This is a genomic window from Deltaproteobacteria bacterium (assembly GCA_016183235.1).
Lineage (GTDB): Bacteria > UBA10199 > UBA10199 > DSSB01 > JACPFA01 > JACPFA01.
This window is the reverse complement of the sequence record JACPFA010000016.1, coordinates 63,814-79,131: the sequence shown is the minus strand read 5'-3', so window position 1 is coordinate 79,131 and position 15,318 is coordinate 63,814. Positions and strand designations below refer to the sequence as shown.

The following is a 15,318-nucleotide window of genomic DNA, read 5'->3' as shown; positions in this document are numbered from 1 at the left end:
AGTTAAATAACGAAGATTGCCACGCTCGCCAACGGGGCTCGCTCGCAATGACATCTTTTTTAAAAATGTTAACTCAATATGAAAACTGCCTACTGACATTTTCACGTAGCAGTTAACTGACATATTGACGGAGCTTGTACATTGCGATTTGCACAAGATGTTATTGTTCCTCCGTCATGCAATTACTTTTGGATTGCAAAAGGTTTTCGTTTAGAGCGATGCTGCGCTGTGGCATAAAATAATTACAATGAGGCAACAACTTCTAGCGTGAGCCTGCGATAAAAAAGTGAATCTTCAAAAATTTTGTTTTAGGTCTTTTAACCAACAAAGAAAGGGCTTGATTATGGGAAATACTTCACCATCCGCAGGGATGACATCTGTTTTGAGTTGGTTTGAGTTTTCTTGGCTTAATACCCAGGCCGGCCCCCCCCCCAGCAATTCCAAAGTTACGCCGGGTTGAGCATCCCAAATTTAATGCGAGCACTTTAATAAGGGATCGATATTCCAGAGGGCCCGTTTCATATGGCCCTATCGTGGTAAAAGATTCGAGGCACAAGTATGAGACCCCTTGGTTTTTAAAACCCCATGTGGCAGTTGGGAAAGGGGCCATTAAACTTTTAGGCGCCTTTTCTCAAATGGCTTGCAGCCACGATGGCGGATGGCAGGGACAATGGGATGTAGGTACTAGTAATCATCCTCCCTACCACGCACCTAAAGATGCGACGGTTGCCGTTGATGTATCCATAGATGAACCCGTAGAAGATGGGGGCCAAGCGGTTCCTCAAAATAATCCACCGGTATTTAATGAGATCGATGATTTTGCAGTTACCTTTGGGCAGACTGTCCAATTCCAACTTTCTGCTCAAGATGAAAATCCTGCAAGTTTGGTTTTTTCGGCTAGTAGTTCAAGCCCTGGTGACCCCGTTAATCTTTTTAACGTTCTTTCTCCAGGTGGTTTCTTTGAATGGGCACCACTTGAGAACTTCATAGGTTACGAATAAAAACGACCCATCTGCGGCGTTGCCCGCAAAGCCACGATCCTCACGTATTTCCATATACGCTCCGGTCGCGTCTTTGCGGGCGCCTTGCATCTGGGCCCTTTTTAGAGGTCCCCCCAAATCCAAGTTATTAGAGGTGCCCTTTAAAGTTACAGATGAAGCAGGGTTGACTGATAAGATGACGGTTAAAATTAAGGTTCAGGCACCTCCACCAGGAGATGCGCCAAATTATCCGCCTTTTATTGTGTTCCCGACTCACGACCTTATTGCCAATGAACATAGCACATTTGTATTTAAGGTATGGGCCATTGATAACGAAGACTATCCGAACGTGGTTGATGATCCCATGGGTCATGGGGCTTTAACCTTTTGGGCTGAGAATTTACCCCCAGGGGCTTTATTCAATCCAGACACACAGGTATTTACATGGACTCCAGCGACGGAACAACCTGCCTTGGGAGTAAAATTCGTTGTTCAAGACAGCGGTGGGTTAACCGATAGCGAAACTATTGATATCCACGTAAACCCCGTTATCTTTGATGGCGACGGTGATGGTTTTAAGGAGGATGTGGATTGTGATGATAGTACAGCAATTATTAGGCCATTACATGCAGGTCAGGTCAATCATATTAACAGCCATACCATTATTTGTGAGGGCAATTATGATGATACCAGCATCATTGTAAGTGGACAAAACTTCACAGTAGAAAGTACAGCTGATGGGGATGCCGTCTTCTATGGAGTTGGCCTACGAGGGGCGGGTGCTTTTTTTGGATTTGAGAATGCTCATAATATTACTGTGAGAGAAATTTGGTTAATTGATGCAGGGGTGGCTGATTTACCTGGGGGATGGTTCTATGCCTGTCTCTATTTCGCAAATTCTTCCAATAATGATTTAGAACATATGGTAGTTGATTGTGGAGCTAGCGGTATTGGTGGAGAATTTGCGGCTGCATTTGAGGAAGATTCAGATTTTAATCATCTTTCAAGCATGAGTTTTACAATAGGAGAGGAAGAAGGTAATAGTATATTTTTCCATTCCACAACCAATAATAATACTATTGAGGAATGCAACATGAATGGCGAAGTCATTAATCAAGGTGGCAATACCAATGTTGTTAATTGTATCCAACAAAATTAGGTTAGTTTTGCTTTTGGGTAGGTTTTAGATTATCATGAAGAAGGCGTGGGGCTTTTCATGCCGCACTGCAACATAAAGAATTTATTGGGAATACGGCAACTTCTGGGGTTTAATGGCGATACAATATAGAGAGGTTTCTTCATGAAGTTTAGCCAATGGGGCTTATTGCCGCTTTTGCTGTTGGGATTGGTATCCTGTGGGGGTGGTGGCAAAGATAAAGATGGCTTCTCAGGCCAAGGTGTGTTCGGCCCTAATGTTTCGGGCACGCCTACCACCTTTCGTGGGGCGGGCATTATTAATGATCCAACTTTTTTGATCGGTGGGCCTATGGGCCAAGGGCGCACTGGGGATATTCTTATTCAAAATGACAAAGCGCGCTTCATCATTCAAAAACCTACCCGCAATACGGGGCTTTGGACCTTTGGTGGTAACCTCATTGATGCAGACCTCATGCGCAGTGCCAACGAACCAGGGCAAGATAATTTTGCGGTTTTGTTTCCAGCCTTCAATGTTTCATGGACGGCCAATTATCAAAAATTAGAAATCCTTAATGCCGATTTTGCCCAGGGGCCTGTGGTTATACGTGCCACGGGTGTCATAGATGTTTATGATTACATTCAAGCTGCGATTATTGTGCCGTTTGCAAGAGTGCTGAAGAATGTTGAATTGTATTTTGATGTTCGTTTTAATGACCTCTACGACCCTTTTGAAAATATTTTGGAACTGCGTAACATTTCACAAACCGTTGTGACGGACTATATTCTAAAGCCCGACAAAAATTACATTACTATCCAAACACATTTATTCAATCAAGGCAGTGAGCCCGTACCCTTTCCGGTTGGGGAATGGGTTAATGGTTCTGGTATCATTGAAACCTTTATCCCCAAACAGGGCTATGTAAAGGATGTACAACAAGACAATATACCGGCTATTCTTTATAGTGGGCTAGAAGATGATATCAAAGTATCCTACGGCTTTTTCTACGATCCTATGCCGTTTTTACAGGAAGATGGGACATTAAAACTCGCCGGTGGGCTTAATATTCCGGGGGTTGTGCCGATCTTTTTTGGGGAAGAAAGTTTCTTGCACCTAATTCCGTTTGGTGATGCCTCGGATGTGAAAATTCGTAATATGTTAAAACCCGGCACCAACACTTACACACGCTATTTTTCCGTGGGCGATGGCGATATTAATTCTGCCTTGGCCGCTGGCTTCGATGCCTTGGGTGTTTCCAAGGTATTGATTAATGGCAAGGTGGTCGATTCTCAAGGTGCACCGGTGGACCATGCTAGGGTCGTGATTTTGCAGATTGTGGACAAAGACAAACAACCTGTTTCGATGATTTGGTCAAAGGCCGATGGTAGTTTTAGTGGCATTGCTTCGAGTGGGGTCGATGTTAAGGCACAAATGTTTGGGAACGGCAAATATGCGATAGAAGTTTACAAAGAAGGTTATTTGTTAGATCAAGGCCCCAATGCTGGCAAATGTACAAGCGGTAGTTTTGATCAGGCGACCTTCACTGTCAGTGGAGTCAATTGCACCCTGGGCTCTAGTGGCACCGTTGCTGTGAATGTTAGTTCAGGTGGCAAGGTGAGCCCAGCTCGCATCACTATCGTTGGTTTTGACCCCAGCCCCATTCATCCTGTGGATGGCGTCGGTAAGGCTGGCAAATATTCCGAAATTGCCTTGAGTGAACGGCCTTATGGAATTGTGGATGTTTTATATTATGGCCCTGACGGCAAGGTGCATCCCAATGGCAGTTCGCGGGTGATCAGTGACAATCAATTTCGTCTCGAACCCGGCCAATATAAAATTTATATCACCCGTGGGTTTGAATATTCGGTTTACTCTCAATCCGTCAACATGGCCGCTGGCGGCAAAACTACTATTAATGCCGCCACTGAACATGTATTAGCGACGCCGGGTTATGTGGGGATGGACTTACATCTTCATTCCGTCAATAGCGCTGATAGTGCTTTTGGTTTGGCCTCGCGAGTCTATGCCACCTTGGGTGAGGGCATGGATGTCATTTTGTCTACCGATCATGATTTTGTAACCGATTATAAACCCATTGTTCAGGCCTTAAACTCCCAAGGTTACATAGGTGCCATGGCGGGTGATGAAATTACGCCGCTGGCGTTTGGGCATTTTCTGGCCTTTCCATTAACCGTTGATCCCAACTCCACCACCGGTGGGGCCTATGATTATACCCTGATGCCCAGTGATGATCCTGCCAACCCATCGCATGACTATGTGCAAGGGCCGGGTGAATTTTTTAAAAATATCGATGCTCAAAATCCAGGCACGCAAGTTCTTCAATTGGCGCATGTCCTTGACCCCATCTACGGTAATCTCAAAATTGCAGGGCTCGTGACCTCAACCCTTTTCCCTGATGCGCAGCCTTTGTATACTGTAGGTGATCCGGTAAATTATCGTCTTCATACCAACACCAACAGTGCAGGTGGCTTCCAAGCACCCTTCCCTCCAGGTACCAGCGAACTCATGACCTTTGATTTTACCGCCCTTGAATTGATTGTGGGTGCCTACCCTGATGTTGCAGAAATGTTGTTTGATTCAGCTCTTCCTACCTATTTTAATATGCTCAACCTTGGGTTGATCAAAACCGCCACTGGTTCTTCCGATAGTCACGTGCAAATACGCGAACCCATTGGTTCGCCGCGTAATTATATTCGTTCGAGCATCGACCCGCGGGACGGTTTTGGTAATCAATATAGTTCCATCAGCGAAGAAGAAGTAGCCGTGAATACCAATAACCATCAAGTGATTGTTTCTAACGGCCCTTATATTCAAGTGGTGGCCAAATCAGCCGATGCCACGCAAGCCACCACCATTGGGGGCACGATTAGCGGCGGGCATGTGGATTTAGAAATTAAAGTATCCAGTGTTGAATATGTAGACTGGGATACGGTTGAAATTTACACCAATGCCGATGGTGTGCCGGCCATGGATGCCATGGATAAAACTTATCAAGGCCCTGCAAAAAATTTCTTTTTGGGTATTCCTACTGGTGATGGTACAGGGCCACAGGCCATTAAAAACCGTTATTTCATTAAACCCAAAGTCAAATTGGTAAAGGGCAATGGTTTTGAACAAAGCGTCGAAGATGGAGTGCGCCGTGCCACGATCAGCCAATCATTTGATTTTAACGAAGACACCTGGATTGTGGTGGTGGTGCGTTCTTCGAACAATGTTAAATCAATGTTCCCCATTATTACCAAGGGCCTCGATCCTACTAAAGTCTCTCAGGCCGATTTCTTCAACAAACTCCAAAACGCCCCTCATACCATCGGTGGGGTCAGGGCCTTTGCCTTTACTAACCCCGTCTTTATTGATGTAGATGGCAACGGCTTTGTGGCCAAATACGTCGCCAGCGGCGTTTCTCCCTTGTAAATTGACAGATTCAATCGAAAATAGCAGACTTCATCTTATGAAAGTTACTTTATTAGGCACCGGCACTTCTACGGGCATTCCGGTGATTGGTTGTGAATGCAAGGTTTGCAATTCGGCCGATCCCAAAAATAAGCGCAGCCGAGCGTCCTGTTTTGTGGAGGTGGAAGGAAAAAATTTTCTTATCGATACTTCCACAGATTTTCGAGAACAGGTTTTGAAAAATAATATCAAACGCATTGATGCCGTGCTGTTTACTCATGCCCATGCCGATCACATTCATGGCATCGATGATCTGCGATGTTTTAATTATCTGCAAAAAGAAGAAATCCCGGTTTATATTGATGATGTTTCCTATGATAAGATGAACAAATATTTTGATTACATCTTTTGCAATTGTGATGAGTCTTTGGGGTTTATCCCTAGGTTAATTCGCAAACCCATTGCCGCGGTGATGGAAATAAAAGGCATTCAGGTCAATGCCTTTCCCATGCAGCATGGCAAGGGCATCACCTATGGTTATCGTATTGGCAACATAGCCTATTGTACCGATGTAAAATCAATTCCTGAAACCAGTCAGGCTTATTTGGAAAATCTTGACCTGCTTATTTTAGATTCTCTGCGTTTTAAGCCCCATCCTACGCACATGAATATGGAAGAGTCTTTGGCCCTTGTGCAAAAGGTCAAACCTAAACATACCGTTTTCATCCACATGACTCACGACATCGATCACGACGTTGTTAACCGCGAATTGCCTGCGGGGGTTGAGCTTGGTTATGATGGAATGGAATTAGATATTTAATCGTAAAACCTTTACATTCTGTTACATCCTTATCAAATTTCTGCACCTAAAAAGGGAGCGGGGGTGTCTCTGTTTGAAAACGCGCACCGCGATCCCTACTCGGGCTAAAAAATTTTTTGTTTTTAATTGAATTAGAGTATTCCTCTGTCATCCTCTAATTCAAAAAAAACAATAAAATTTTTTAGCCCTCCTACGGGCTCGCTCCTTGCGCAATGTTTCCAAACAGAGACACCCTCGCTCCCTTTTTATATTTCTCAAGTATTTGAAGAGATATGAAAAATTTTACTGAAGTTGGCTGAGGCTGGAAGGGGTTTGTCCCTGTCGCTTTGCTCAGGGTAAACTCCAGCTTTCACCTCTATGGCTATATAGCCGTGAAAGCCGAGACTTTGAGTGCGTCCGGTGGCCATAACCGCCGGACGACACGGACCCCTGGAAGCCTCTGCCGACTTCAGTAAAATTTTTTAGGTAGGGACTCATTCAATTAGTTGAGTTATAATATTGTTAATGATCATCGGTATTACTAAAGAAATTAAAGATGGAGAAGGGCGAGTGGCCTTGTTGCCTGAAGCGGTGCGTTCGCTAGTGCGCCAGGGCATTACGGTATTGGTAGAAAAGGGAGCAGGTTGTTCAGCTGGGTTTCCGGATATGCTCTATAAAAAAGCTGGTGGTCAACTCATTAATCAGGCCAGCCGTGTGTGGCAGCGGGCTGATTTGATTGTCAAAGTAAAAGAACCTCTCTTGCAAGAATTTAAATATTTTCGCCCCGGGTTAAAATTATTTTGCTTTTTGCACTTGGCCGCTAACCCGCGATTGGTGGTGGCGTTAAAAAAACACCGCGTTAAAATTTATCCTTTTGAAGAATATCGCAATGCCCAAGGGCTAACGGCCATTTTGCATCCCATGAGCGAGATTGCCGGCAAGCTCAGCATTGCTTTGGGCTTACATTTTTTAGGCCGAGTGCAGGGCGGCAAGGGGGTTTGGCCAAATCATGTGGTGGTGGTGGGGGCAGGTAGCGTGGGCTTAGCTGCCACTCAGGTGGCCTTAGGTGTTGGGGCACGGGTGAGTTTATTTGATGTGAATAAAAAAAAGGGCCTAAGTCATTTAAAAAGAAACCCGCAACTTAAATTTTATTTGTCGCGTCCCCAAACCTTGTCAACCCAAATGAAGCATGCCGATATTGTGATTGGGGCGGTGCATGTCCCTAAATCTAAAACCCCTCATGTGATTCGCGCCGCGATGGTAAAAAAAATGGAGCCAGGGTCAGTTTTAGTCGATGTGGCCGTTGATCAAGGTGGGGCAAGTGAAACCACGCATCCAACTTCCCACTCCCATCCCAGCTATGTAAAGTATGACGTGATTCACGTAGCCATCCCCAATATCCCAGCCCTCGTGCCGCGGACGGCCTCGATAGCTTTGTCTAAAGTGGTGGCGCCGTTGGTTCCTAAGGTATTAAAAAATAGCAACTAAAAGCCTATAAGTTCGAGAAATAAAATAGGTGTTCAGTGGTGGGTGTGTCATAAAAAGGAGACATGCCATGGCTGGACCTGCTGCAGTTACGATAAATCCCCATATCATTTCTATCGAAACAGATAAAAGCCTCACTAAAGTAGAAATTGAAATAGAGAGAGGTGTTGTTATTAATAGTACCTCAAGGGGTGGCCAACTCGATCTTGCTAACGCTACTACTACTATCTGTGGCTCACGAAACACCCAATTAACCTTAACGCCCGAAGGGAAAAAATCAATCCAAGCAAGCTACAAACAAGCCAGAGATTTTCTGGCTAGCTTGGGTAGTTTTACTTGTGAAAGTTTAGGCAGCTGGCGGTGCGATTTTCAGACTTCAGAACTAAGGGTTCGAGTAGAAGTTCTTCCGTTTACACCAGGAGTTGAGGGACACCGCAAAGACGAAGACATTATCTGTGGAGCTAAGTTCTATATGGAGCCCATTGATACGAAATCAGTTGCTACTTCGAGATTACCAGGAGTAATCGAGGTAAAGAGTTGTGAATTGCTAAGAGCTCCATTATTACAACAAAGTTTGTTAAAGGCCCGAGAACAATGCCGCCCTGAACCTACTATTGTGGAATAGAATATTTACTTCTTTGCACGAAGATAATTAAAAATATGTAACAACCCATCCAGCGTCAAAAAAGGTTCTACGTGTTGGATGGTTTTGGATTCTTTGGCAAACAAACTGGTGAACCCGCCGGTGGCAATAACCGTGGTTTTGACTTTGACTTCTCGTTGGATGCGGCGAACTGTTTCATCGATCAACCCTAGGTAACCAAAAAACACGCCCGCTTGCATACTCTCAATCGTGGTGGTGCCGATTACTTTTTTTGGGCGAGCAATTTCTACCCGGGGAAGTTTGGAGGCATTTTGATAAAGGGCCTCGTTCGAAATGGCGATGCCTGGGGCAATGCAGCCGCCCTTGTAAAGGCGGTTGGCAGAAATAAAATCAAAAGTCGTGGCTGTGCCGAAATCGATGATAATCAAAGCGCCTTTGTATTTGTAAATGGCTCCAACCGCGTTGACCAAACGGTCAGCGCCCACTTCTTCAGGAATTTTTAACCCAATCTTAATGGGGAGTTTAAGTTGCGCCCGCACGAAAATGGGTTTGACTCCAAAGTAGCGATCACTCATGCGAGTTAAGGCAAATTCTAATGGGGGCACAACGTTAGAAATAATAATATGATCAACATCGGTCATCTTGAGATTGGCAAACTGCAAGAGTTCTTTAAAAAAAATCCCAAACTCATCGGCGGTGCGTTCTTTTTTGGTTTCCATCCGCCAATGGTGCAGCAATTTGCCATCTTCATAAATCCCAATGACCATGTTGGTATTACCAACATCTATGGCTAAGAGCATAAATAAACCTCGCCCGAGACCAATTGATGCAAACGATTTTTTTCGTCAACCACTTCTAGCCAACCTTCTTCTGAAAGACCGAAGACCTTACCCAAAATTTCTTGATTATTTTCAACAAAGCGCACTTTTTGACCCACAAAACTAGAATATTTCTTAAAATCTTCTAAGAGGGGTTTGATGCCTTCGGTTTCTAAAATTTGAATTCCACTTAAAACCTCAGGCAATAAAAAGGCCAACAATTCGTTACGATCAAAATTTTTGCCAGTTTCAATTTTTAAAGAAGTAGCTATTTTTTGAACACTTTCGGAAAATTGTTTGAGTTCACAATTTATATTAATACCCATACCAATCAAAACCGCACGATGACCCGCTTCAACTTCAACCAGTTCCGACAACAACCCAACAAATTTTTTGCCATGAAGATAAAGATCGTTGGGCCATTTGATCATGGAGTGGAGGTTCAAGTTTTCTTTAAACGCCTTTTGCAAACCTAAGCCACAGGCCACATTGATGAAGGGGGCTTGTTGAACAGGAATGTTGGGAAAAACCACCAAGGTAAGATAAAGATTAACCCCCGCGGGGGATTCCCAACTTCGCCCCCATTGCCCATGGCCCGTGGTTTGGCCGTCGGCCACGATCAGCACGGTTTGCCCTTGCCATGCTTTTACATTGGCCTTGGCATAATCTTGGGTAGAATCAAGTGTGGGGAAGAACAAAATTTTGTCCAAATTTTGGATGGGACTTAAAGTTTTAACAAGAGATTCTTGATTAAATTTCATAGGTTGCTCCGTAACCAGCTGAGATTACTAAGATTTTTTTTATCCTGCAAGTGGAAATTTGCCCTGTTGACACTATGCAGCGCACCTCCTTATAATTCGCTTAAATTAATTTATGAAACCCATTCAAAATTTACGTAAAGACTTGGGGCTCCAGTTGGGAATAGCAACGGGTTTTCTGCTAGCCTGCTTTTTTACTTTGGTGTTGTTATTTTTGCAAAGTCTTCCACCCGAACAATTGGCCAATTACAGTTTGATTCGCACGCTCGCCTTGTTTGCAGGGCTGTCTTTTGTGGTTGCGATTTATGGGGTTAAACTCGTTGCAAAATTGTTGATTAACCGCCCGCTCAACAAAATCACTCGCGTCTTACAACAATTGGAAAAGGGCGACATGACTGCCCGGGTCGATTCCAATGCGATTGACGAGTTAGGTATCTTGTCGAGGCGGCTCAATAAGATGTTGTTAAAATTGTCTGAGCTCGAAAGAATCCGCCTGCATTCGGATCGTAAACTGGTGATTGCGGAAGAAGAATTAAAATATAATAAAGTTTTAGAAGAAAAAACCCGCATTATTGAAGAGACCAATAATCGTTTAAAAAATGCCTTGCGCGAATATTCGCTGTTGTCGCGGGTTAGCAACACACTTTCTAGCGTTTTAGATCCTAACGAACTCTATTTGATTTTGAGTGAGGTGATATCGCGCGAATTGATGATTGCCGAGTTTGCCATTTTTGTCACCGATCATCGCAAGAAAAATTTCATTTTGAGTGCTAGCCATGGGTTAACGAACTTAGAATTGGTGGGCCAAACCAAGGTTAAATTACAAGAGCCTTTATTAACCGAGATCATGAAAAAACCCGAACCGTTGTTGATTCGCAATAGCTCAATGGTGTCAGAATATTTAGAAGGGCATGAGTTTATTTTTCCAGAACGGTGCTGTTTGTTTGTGCCTATTTTAAGAAAAGATAAATTGTTGGGCATTCTTTATTTTTCGCGCCCGGTTAAAGATGGGTTTAATCTCAATGAAAAAGAATTGTTGGTGACCTTATCTTCACAGGTAGCGGTGGCTTTAGAGAACGCCAATCTTTTTTCCCAAGCCAAAGAACTTACTATCACCGACGATCTCACGAATATTTACAATCGCCGTTATTTTTACCAAGCCCTCACCATGGAAGTAAAACGCAGCAAGCGCTTTAAGCGGCCTTTGTCGCTACTCATGGTCGATGTCGATTATTTCAAAAAGTTTAATGATAATTTTGGGCATTTAGTGGGGGATCAGGTGTTGAAGGATTTAGCGGCGGTGTTGTCTAAAAATATTCGCGAAGTGGACACGCTCGCTCGTTATGGGGGGGAAGAATTTGCCATTATTTTACTCGATACTGAAGTATACAACGCTTACCAAATTGCCGAGAAAATTCGGAATATCATTGAAGAGCACTTTAAAGATGCCAAGATGGGGCAGCAAGACGTTGGCAAAATCACCATTAGCGTGGGAGTTTCAGGCATGCCGGCCGATGCCATTACCATGGATGATTTAATCAACCATGCTGACATTGCTCTCTACTCCGCTAAAATCAAAGGTCGCAACCAAGTCGTAGTTTATAATCGCAAAGTAAAGCCAGCGCTCAAGGCTGTTTAAGGAACAGTTATTTTTTTGGTTTGAATCCCCCTCGGGCTTCATAAAAATGTGACGCTTCTAAACTAGCTAACTTGTCAGCGACCCATCGAGTGTTGTGGGCACTACTAGAACTAGCATGATCAAGTTTTTCTTCTTGAAGGAGATCATTCAATGCCGTGATGATGGCCGGGCTTTGTGGTTGGGGGTAGCCTGTACGTAAATAAGAATTAAGTTCTTCCACATCAACATGTAAGTCACCCGCAAAAAGTCCAAGCCATTTGAGGTATTCCAAGTAGGATGTAAGCGTATTAAAATCGCTCAATCTTGTTTTCACGTCCTTTTTCCATCGCAGTTTCATTGCATCTATGTCTTCGTAGAACGTAGTTTCTGATGAGCGGTAAAGTCTTCCAAGTGTATATTCATAGACATCCGTGCCCCACCTACTCTTTTTCTGCTGATATTGTTCGATTGAAGTTTCCGCCAGCAGCCAATCACCGCGATCAAGAGCATGACGAATGAGGTAATGGTCGTATGCAAAGGATTTCCCTAGGAAATAAAACGTAGGATCATTCTTGTTCCACATTTCGAATGCTTGAGCATGCCATCGGAGGGCCTCTACTTGAAGTGACCATGGCAAAAAGTCCTTAAAAGGATCAGTGAAAACGAGATTGTCAGCATCTTCAACTATTTGTAGCCGTCGTGAAGGGTTGCTTATATCAAGGATTGTGTCGATCGGTATCTTAAGGTGGGACAACATTAGTTCGATTGCGTTAAATTTGCGGGCCTTTTCTTGGATTGTGGCTGCTTTGTCTCGAAACTTAAGATCTGAGGGGACTAGTTCAAGAATTTTTTGGGCAAGTTTGTTGTATTCGGTGAAGACAGACCTTGCTTTGTCCCATTGCGTTTTGATCCAGGGCGAGTTGGTCTGAAGTTCACGCAACGCCAGGGCAGCGTACAGCCCCCGTAAGCATGAGCTTTCATCCTTGTCTTGTCTATAGTATTCGGCGAGCGCTTCATGTAGCATGGCTCGCCAATCCAAAATAGTGGATGTGACTTTTGGGTTGGCCTCTTGTTCTGCTGTAGGTGTAGCCGCACGCAGCGCCTCACCTAAATGGATACTTTCAGCCAGGATGCCTTCGCTCCACGGTGTTAGAGAGATAGACCACAAAGCCCCAATGGCCTTTTTAAGTTCTCTTGGCATTTTGTCTGCCATGGCCATGTTTTGGAAATAAGCTATAGATAACTCGGCGATCTGTTTTTCTGTGTTAGTAGGTGGGGTGGCAGATAACCAGGTTTCTCCTGGTTGACGGTGAGGTTCTGATAAAGCAATGAGTTGAGTTTCGGCTAAATAGGCTTTGGCTAGTGGTGACATGCTTGGGTAAACATCTGCGACCTCTTTTGCAAAAGAATTGAGCGCACGAACGATGGCTTGGAGACTCAATGGTAGAACCATCCCCAAGATGAGATTCCCTAACAAATCTCCATCATCTTTTCGCCAAAGGGCATTGAGTGTATGCGGGGTATCACTGTAACGCACGCGGAAGGAGCCTTCTACCTCAGCTCTATTGAGAAACCTGACAGGCGGAGTTTTTACCGTTATGGCATAGGTTGCTGGGGGCTCGGAATGAAGGGCTACTGGATTTTGTGTGTGGGGGGTGGATAAAACAGGTGCTGTCATGGGTAGCTCCTTGAATCAATATTACAATTGGGAGATACCCAAACTTCCCCGACAGATAGAGCCGGTTCCCTCGAGGCCTCTTAAAATAAGTTGCTTATTTTTTTGAAGAAACTTTGAAGTTCAAAAAAAGCCCTCGCAGCTAAGGATTCTCATGAGAACTCTCACGCCCGAGAAAAGTTAACCCATTAAAATAATAAAGTTTAATGTTCCTCTCCCATCATTGCTTGCATGACTGTGCTGTATACTAGATGTATACTTTTTTCTTCAGTACTCGTCAATTGATAGCAATGAGGCAAAAATAATCCCGATGAGATGGCTCGGGGGTGAAAGCCAATTATGAATGTACCTATTCGAAATGATTCGTCTGACAATCCATTGCAAAATCTCTATCCGTCTTGTGAAAATGGGCCATTAAGAGGGTATCAAAAATTAGACAACATTTCTTTTGAAAATGATGGTGCCAACGGTGGTCATACAGTTTATAGTTCTCAAGATGGAGGTTACGCTAGATTATTTCAAGGGAAGGGCTTGCAGGCCTTGGGGCTGTGCTATCGATGGGACCAGGGTTATGTAGTTTTGTGGGCGCCCGAGGGAAAAGTAGATGAGGTAGCTAGACAGCTTAAAGGATTAAAAGCAGGTCTTGGCCTTTCCCCACCTGACCTATCTCCATTAACGGACATTCCCTTTAGGTTTCATCCCCCTGAGAGACAACCCCCAACCCCAGATCTTACCAATCTTACCAAATTAGAAAATTGGCCATTGGTCGATGATGCAGGGAACCCACTCACTGAAGAACAAAAACAAACGGTGGTTGCCAAGTATTTAGCAAAACCACCGCCTTTGTTACTTGAATACGATCCTGATAATTGGCGTCCCATTAGTTTTCCCCTTAATGAGGAATTGATTGCTTTGTTTCGGGTGATGGTGGGTGATTCTAACAATCAATATTTTAGGCAAAGCAAAAACGGTTCAACCTATTATGTTGCTGCAGATCCAACGCGTATTTATGAACTTCGAACAGAGATCACTATAGTCATTAACCACTTAAAGGGTGGTGAAAATCTTCCAAAGGATGGTCAAAATTTTAAACTGGATCAATTAGAAAATGCCCTGCATATCGTTGCTGTTGAACTGAAGGGTGAAGAATTTTCTTTTAAAAACATCATCAAAGGGGGATTGTTTTTAACCGGCGTGTTTGGTCCTGGGGTGGCTCTTGGCCATGATCTCTACGCCTTGGTTAGAACATTGACGCTTTTTGGCCCTTCCGCTTTGACTGAGCAAATGGATCGGTTATGGTTTGTTCGTTTATTCAAGTGGATTTTTAACAGAAATAAAGATGACAACGATGACGACACAAAGGGTCCCCCCACTACTTCTGTAAGATCGGAGCCTCGTGGTCGTTTTCCACGAGCAGCCCGTAGTAGATCGCGTGGATCTAGCAATACATCGTCTATGTGCGTTGAACCGATCGATCGATTGATCCACCGATGGATTGGTGACAGAATCAGTACAAACGACATCTTGCACCGAGCTGCTATCATAAATGCCGATGTCGATGAGGTGGTACTAATATTAGCGGCCTATGGTCGGCATGATCAACCCAATGAGCAATCTAGGGGAGCCCCCTCCAACCCAACGGTCACTACGGTCACTGAATCACAGCCATGGTACCAAGAGCCCACTGTGAAAGGTACAGTCTTTGGGCTTGTTTTTTCTGCAGCAGTGGCAGTAGGTTATAAAATAATTCAAGCCGCCCCCGAAGCCGCTACTACATTGGGCAGCGGGGTGAGCCGTGGAATGGTGCTATTTTTAGTGCCAGTGTTTGAAGAAGTTTCAAGGCCAAGTGAAATAGATATTTTGTGAGGGGCATGACACTGTGTTGATAGACAATCAACAAACTTATGGTGTGACTTTTAACCAACCTACACAAGGTTTACATATAGGGGCAATACACGCCTTTCCCGAGATGGTTGACTTTGCAAAGTCGCTTAAAGATTTACAAAAGGTCCTTCAAGGTCAGATTTATACT

General features: G+C 44.1%; 11 protein-coding genes. 8 read left to right on the top strand and 3 right to left on the bottom strand.

What is annotated here, in order from left to right; all coding sequences use genetic code 11:
• Positions 1–587: 587 nt before the first annotated feature.
• The 6 genes from HYU97_03955 (at position 588) to HYU97_03930 (ending at position 8,438) form a co-directional block, all read left to right on the top strand.
• Entirely contained in the window at positions 588–1,001 is a 414-nt protein-coding gene (locus HYU97_03955) for a hypothetical protein (protein ID MBI2335898.1), read from the top strand.
• 175 nt (positions 1,002–1,176) lie between these two features.
• The gene (locus tag HYU97_03950) at positions 1,177–2,139 is read left to right on the top strand and encodes a hypothetical protein (GenBank protein MBI2335897.1); all 963 of its coding nucleotides are present in this window, start codon (positions 1,177–1,179) and stop codon (positions 2,137–2,139) included.
• Between the two features lie 141 nt (positions 2,140–2,280).
• On the top strand, positions 2,281–5,550 hold the full coding sequence (locus HYU97_03945) for a carboxypeptidase regulatory-like domain-containing protein (protein MBI2335896.1): 3,270 nt from the start codon (positions 2,281–2,283) through the stop codon (positions 5,548–5,550).
• A 37-nt stretch (positions 5,551–5,587) separates the two neighbouring features.
• A complete protein-coding gene (locus HYU97_03940; protein ID MBI2335895.1) occupies positions 5,588–6,349 on the top strand; it encodes an MBL fold metallo-hydrolase in 762 nt (253 codons plus the stop codon).
• Between the two features lie 504 nt (positions 6,350–6,853).
• Complete coding sequence (locus HYU97_03935; GenBank protein ID MBI2335894.1) at positions 6,854–7,816, top strand: alanine dehydrogenase; 963 nt, start codon at positions 6,854–6,856, stop codon at positions 7,814–7,816.
• A gap of 67 nt (positions 7,817–7,883) precedes the next feature.
• Positions 7,884–8,438, top strand: coding sequence for a hypothetical protein (locus tag HYU97_03930; GenBank protein ID MBI2335893.1), 555 nt, complete (start codon positions 7,884–7,886; stop codon positions 8,436–8,438).
• A 5-nt stretch (positions 8,439–8,443) separates the two neighbouring features.
• Here HYU97_03930 and HYU97_03925 read toward each other — a convergent pair whose 3' ends face one another.
• Complete coding sequence (locus HYU97_03925) at positions 8,444–9,217, bottom strand: type III pantothenate kinase (GenBank protein ID MBI2335892.1); 774 nt, start codon at positions 9,215–9,217, stop codon at positions 8,444–8,446.
• Entirely contained in the window at positions 9,208–9,996 is a 789-nt protein-coding gene (locus HYU97_03920; GenBank protein ID MBI2335891.1) for a biotin--[acetyl-CoA-carboxylase] ligase, read from the bottom strand. Before HYU97_03920 ends, HYU97_03925 begins: the two co-directional genes overlap by 10 nt.
• Before the next feature lie 112 nt (positions 9,997–10,108).
• On the opposite strand from HYU97_03920, the gene HYU97_03915 reads away from it, so the two are divergent.
• Positions 10,109–11,632 carry a diguanylate cyclase gene (locus tag HYU97_03915; protein ID MBI2335890.1) on the top strand — a complete coding sequence of 508 codons (1,524 nt, stop codon included), beginning with the start codon at positions 10,109–10,111 and terminating at the stop codon, positions 11,630–11,632.
• A 7-nt stretch (positions 11,633–11,639) separates the two neighbouring features.
• Here HYU97_03915 and HYU97_03910 read toward each other — a convergent pair whose 3' ends face one another.
• Complete coding sequence (locus HYU97_03910; protein ID MBI2335889.1) at positions 11,640–13,289, bottom strand: hypothetical protein; 1,650 nt, start codon at positions 13,287–13,289, stop codon at positions 11,640–11,642.
• Positions 13,290–13,625: 336 nt separating this feature from the next.
• Between HYU97_03910 and HYU97_03905 the strand changes: the two genes are divergently transcribed.
• Entirely contained in the window at positions 13,626–15,152 is a 1,527-nt protein-coding gene (locus tag HYU97_03905; GenBank protein ID MBI2335888.1) for a hypothetical protein, read from the top strand.
• The last annotated feature ends 166 nt before the right edge of the window (positions 15,153–15,318 follow it).

What these genes read in the sequence shown, in the direction of transcription:
- HYU97_03950 (MBI2335897.1), top strand. Translation starts at nt 1,177, where the DNA reads ATGACGGTTAAAATTAAGGTTCAGGCACCTCCACCAGGAGATGCGCCA.
- HYU97_03945 (MBI2335896.1), top strand. Translation starts at nt 2,281, where the DNA reads ATGAAGTTTAGCCAATGGGGCTTATTGCCGCTTTTGCTGTTGGGATTG.
- HYU97_03940 (MBI2335895.1), top strand. Translation starts at nt 5,588, where the DNA reads ATGAAAGTTACTTTATTAGGCACCGGCACTTCTACGGGCATTCCGGTG.
- HYU97_03935 (MBI2335894.1), top strand. Translation starts at nt 6,854, where the DNA reads ATGATCATCGGTATTACTAAAGAAATTAAAGATGGAGAAGGGCGAGTG.
- HYU97_03930 (MBI2335893.1), top strand. Translation starts at nt 7,884, where the DNA reads ATGGCTGGACCTGCTGCAGTTACGATAAATCCCCATATCATTTCTATC.
- HYU97_03925 (MBI2335892.1), bottom strand. Translation starts at nt 9,217, where the DNA reads ATGCTCTTAGCCATAGATGTTGGTAATACCAACATGGTCATTGGGATT.
- HYU97_03920 (MBI2335891.1), bottom strand. Translation starts at nt 9,996, where the DNA reads ATGAAATTTAATCAAGAATCTCTTGTTAAAACTTTAAGTCCCATCCAA.
- HYU97_03915 (MBI2335890.1), top strand. Translation starts at nt 10,109, where the DNA reads ATGAAACCCATTCAAAATTTACGTAAAGACTTGGGGCTCCAGTTGGGA.
- HYU97_03910 (MBI2335889.1), bottom strand. Translation starts at nt 13,289, where the DNA reads ATGACAGCACCTGTTTTATCCACCCCCCACACACAAAATCCAGTAGCC.
- HYU97_03905 (MBI2335888.1), top strand. Translation starts at nt 13,626, where the DNA reads ATGAATGTACCTATTCGAAATGATTCGTCTGACAATCCATTGCAAAAT.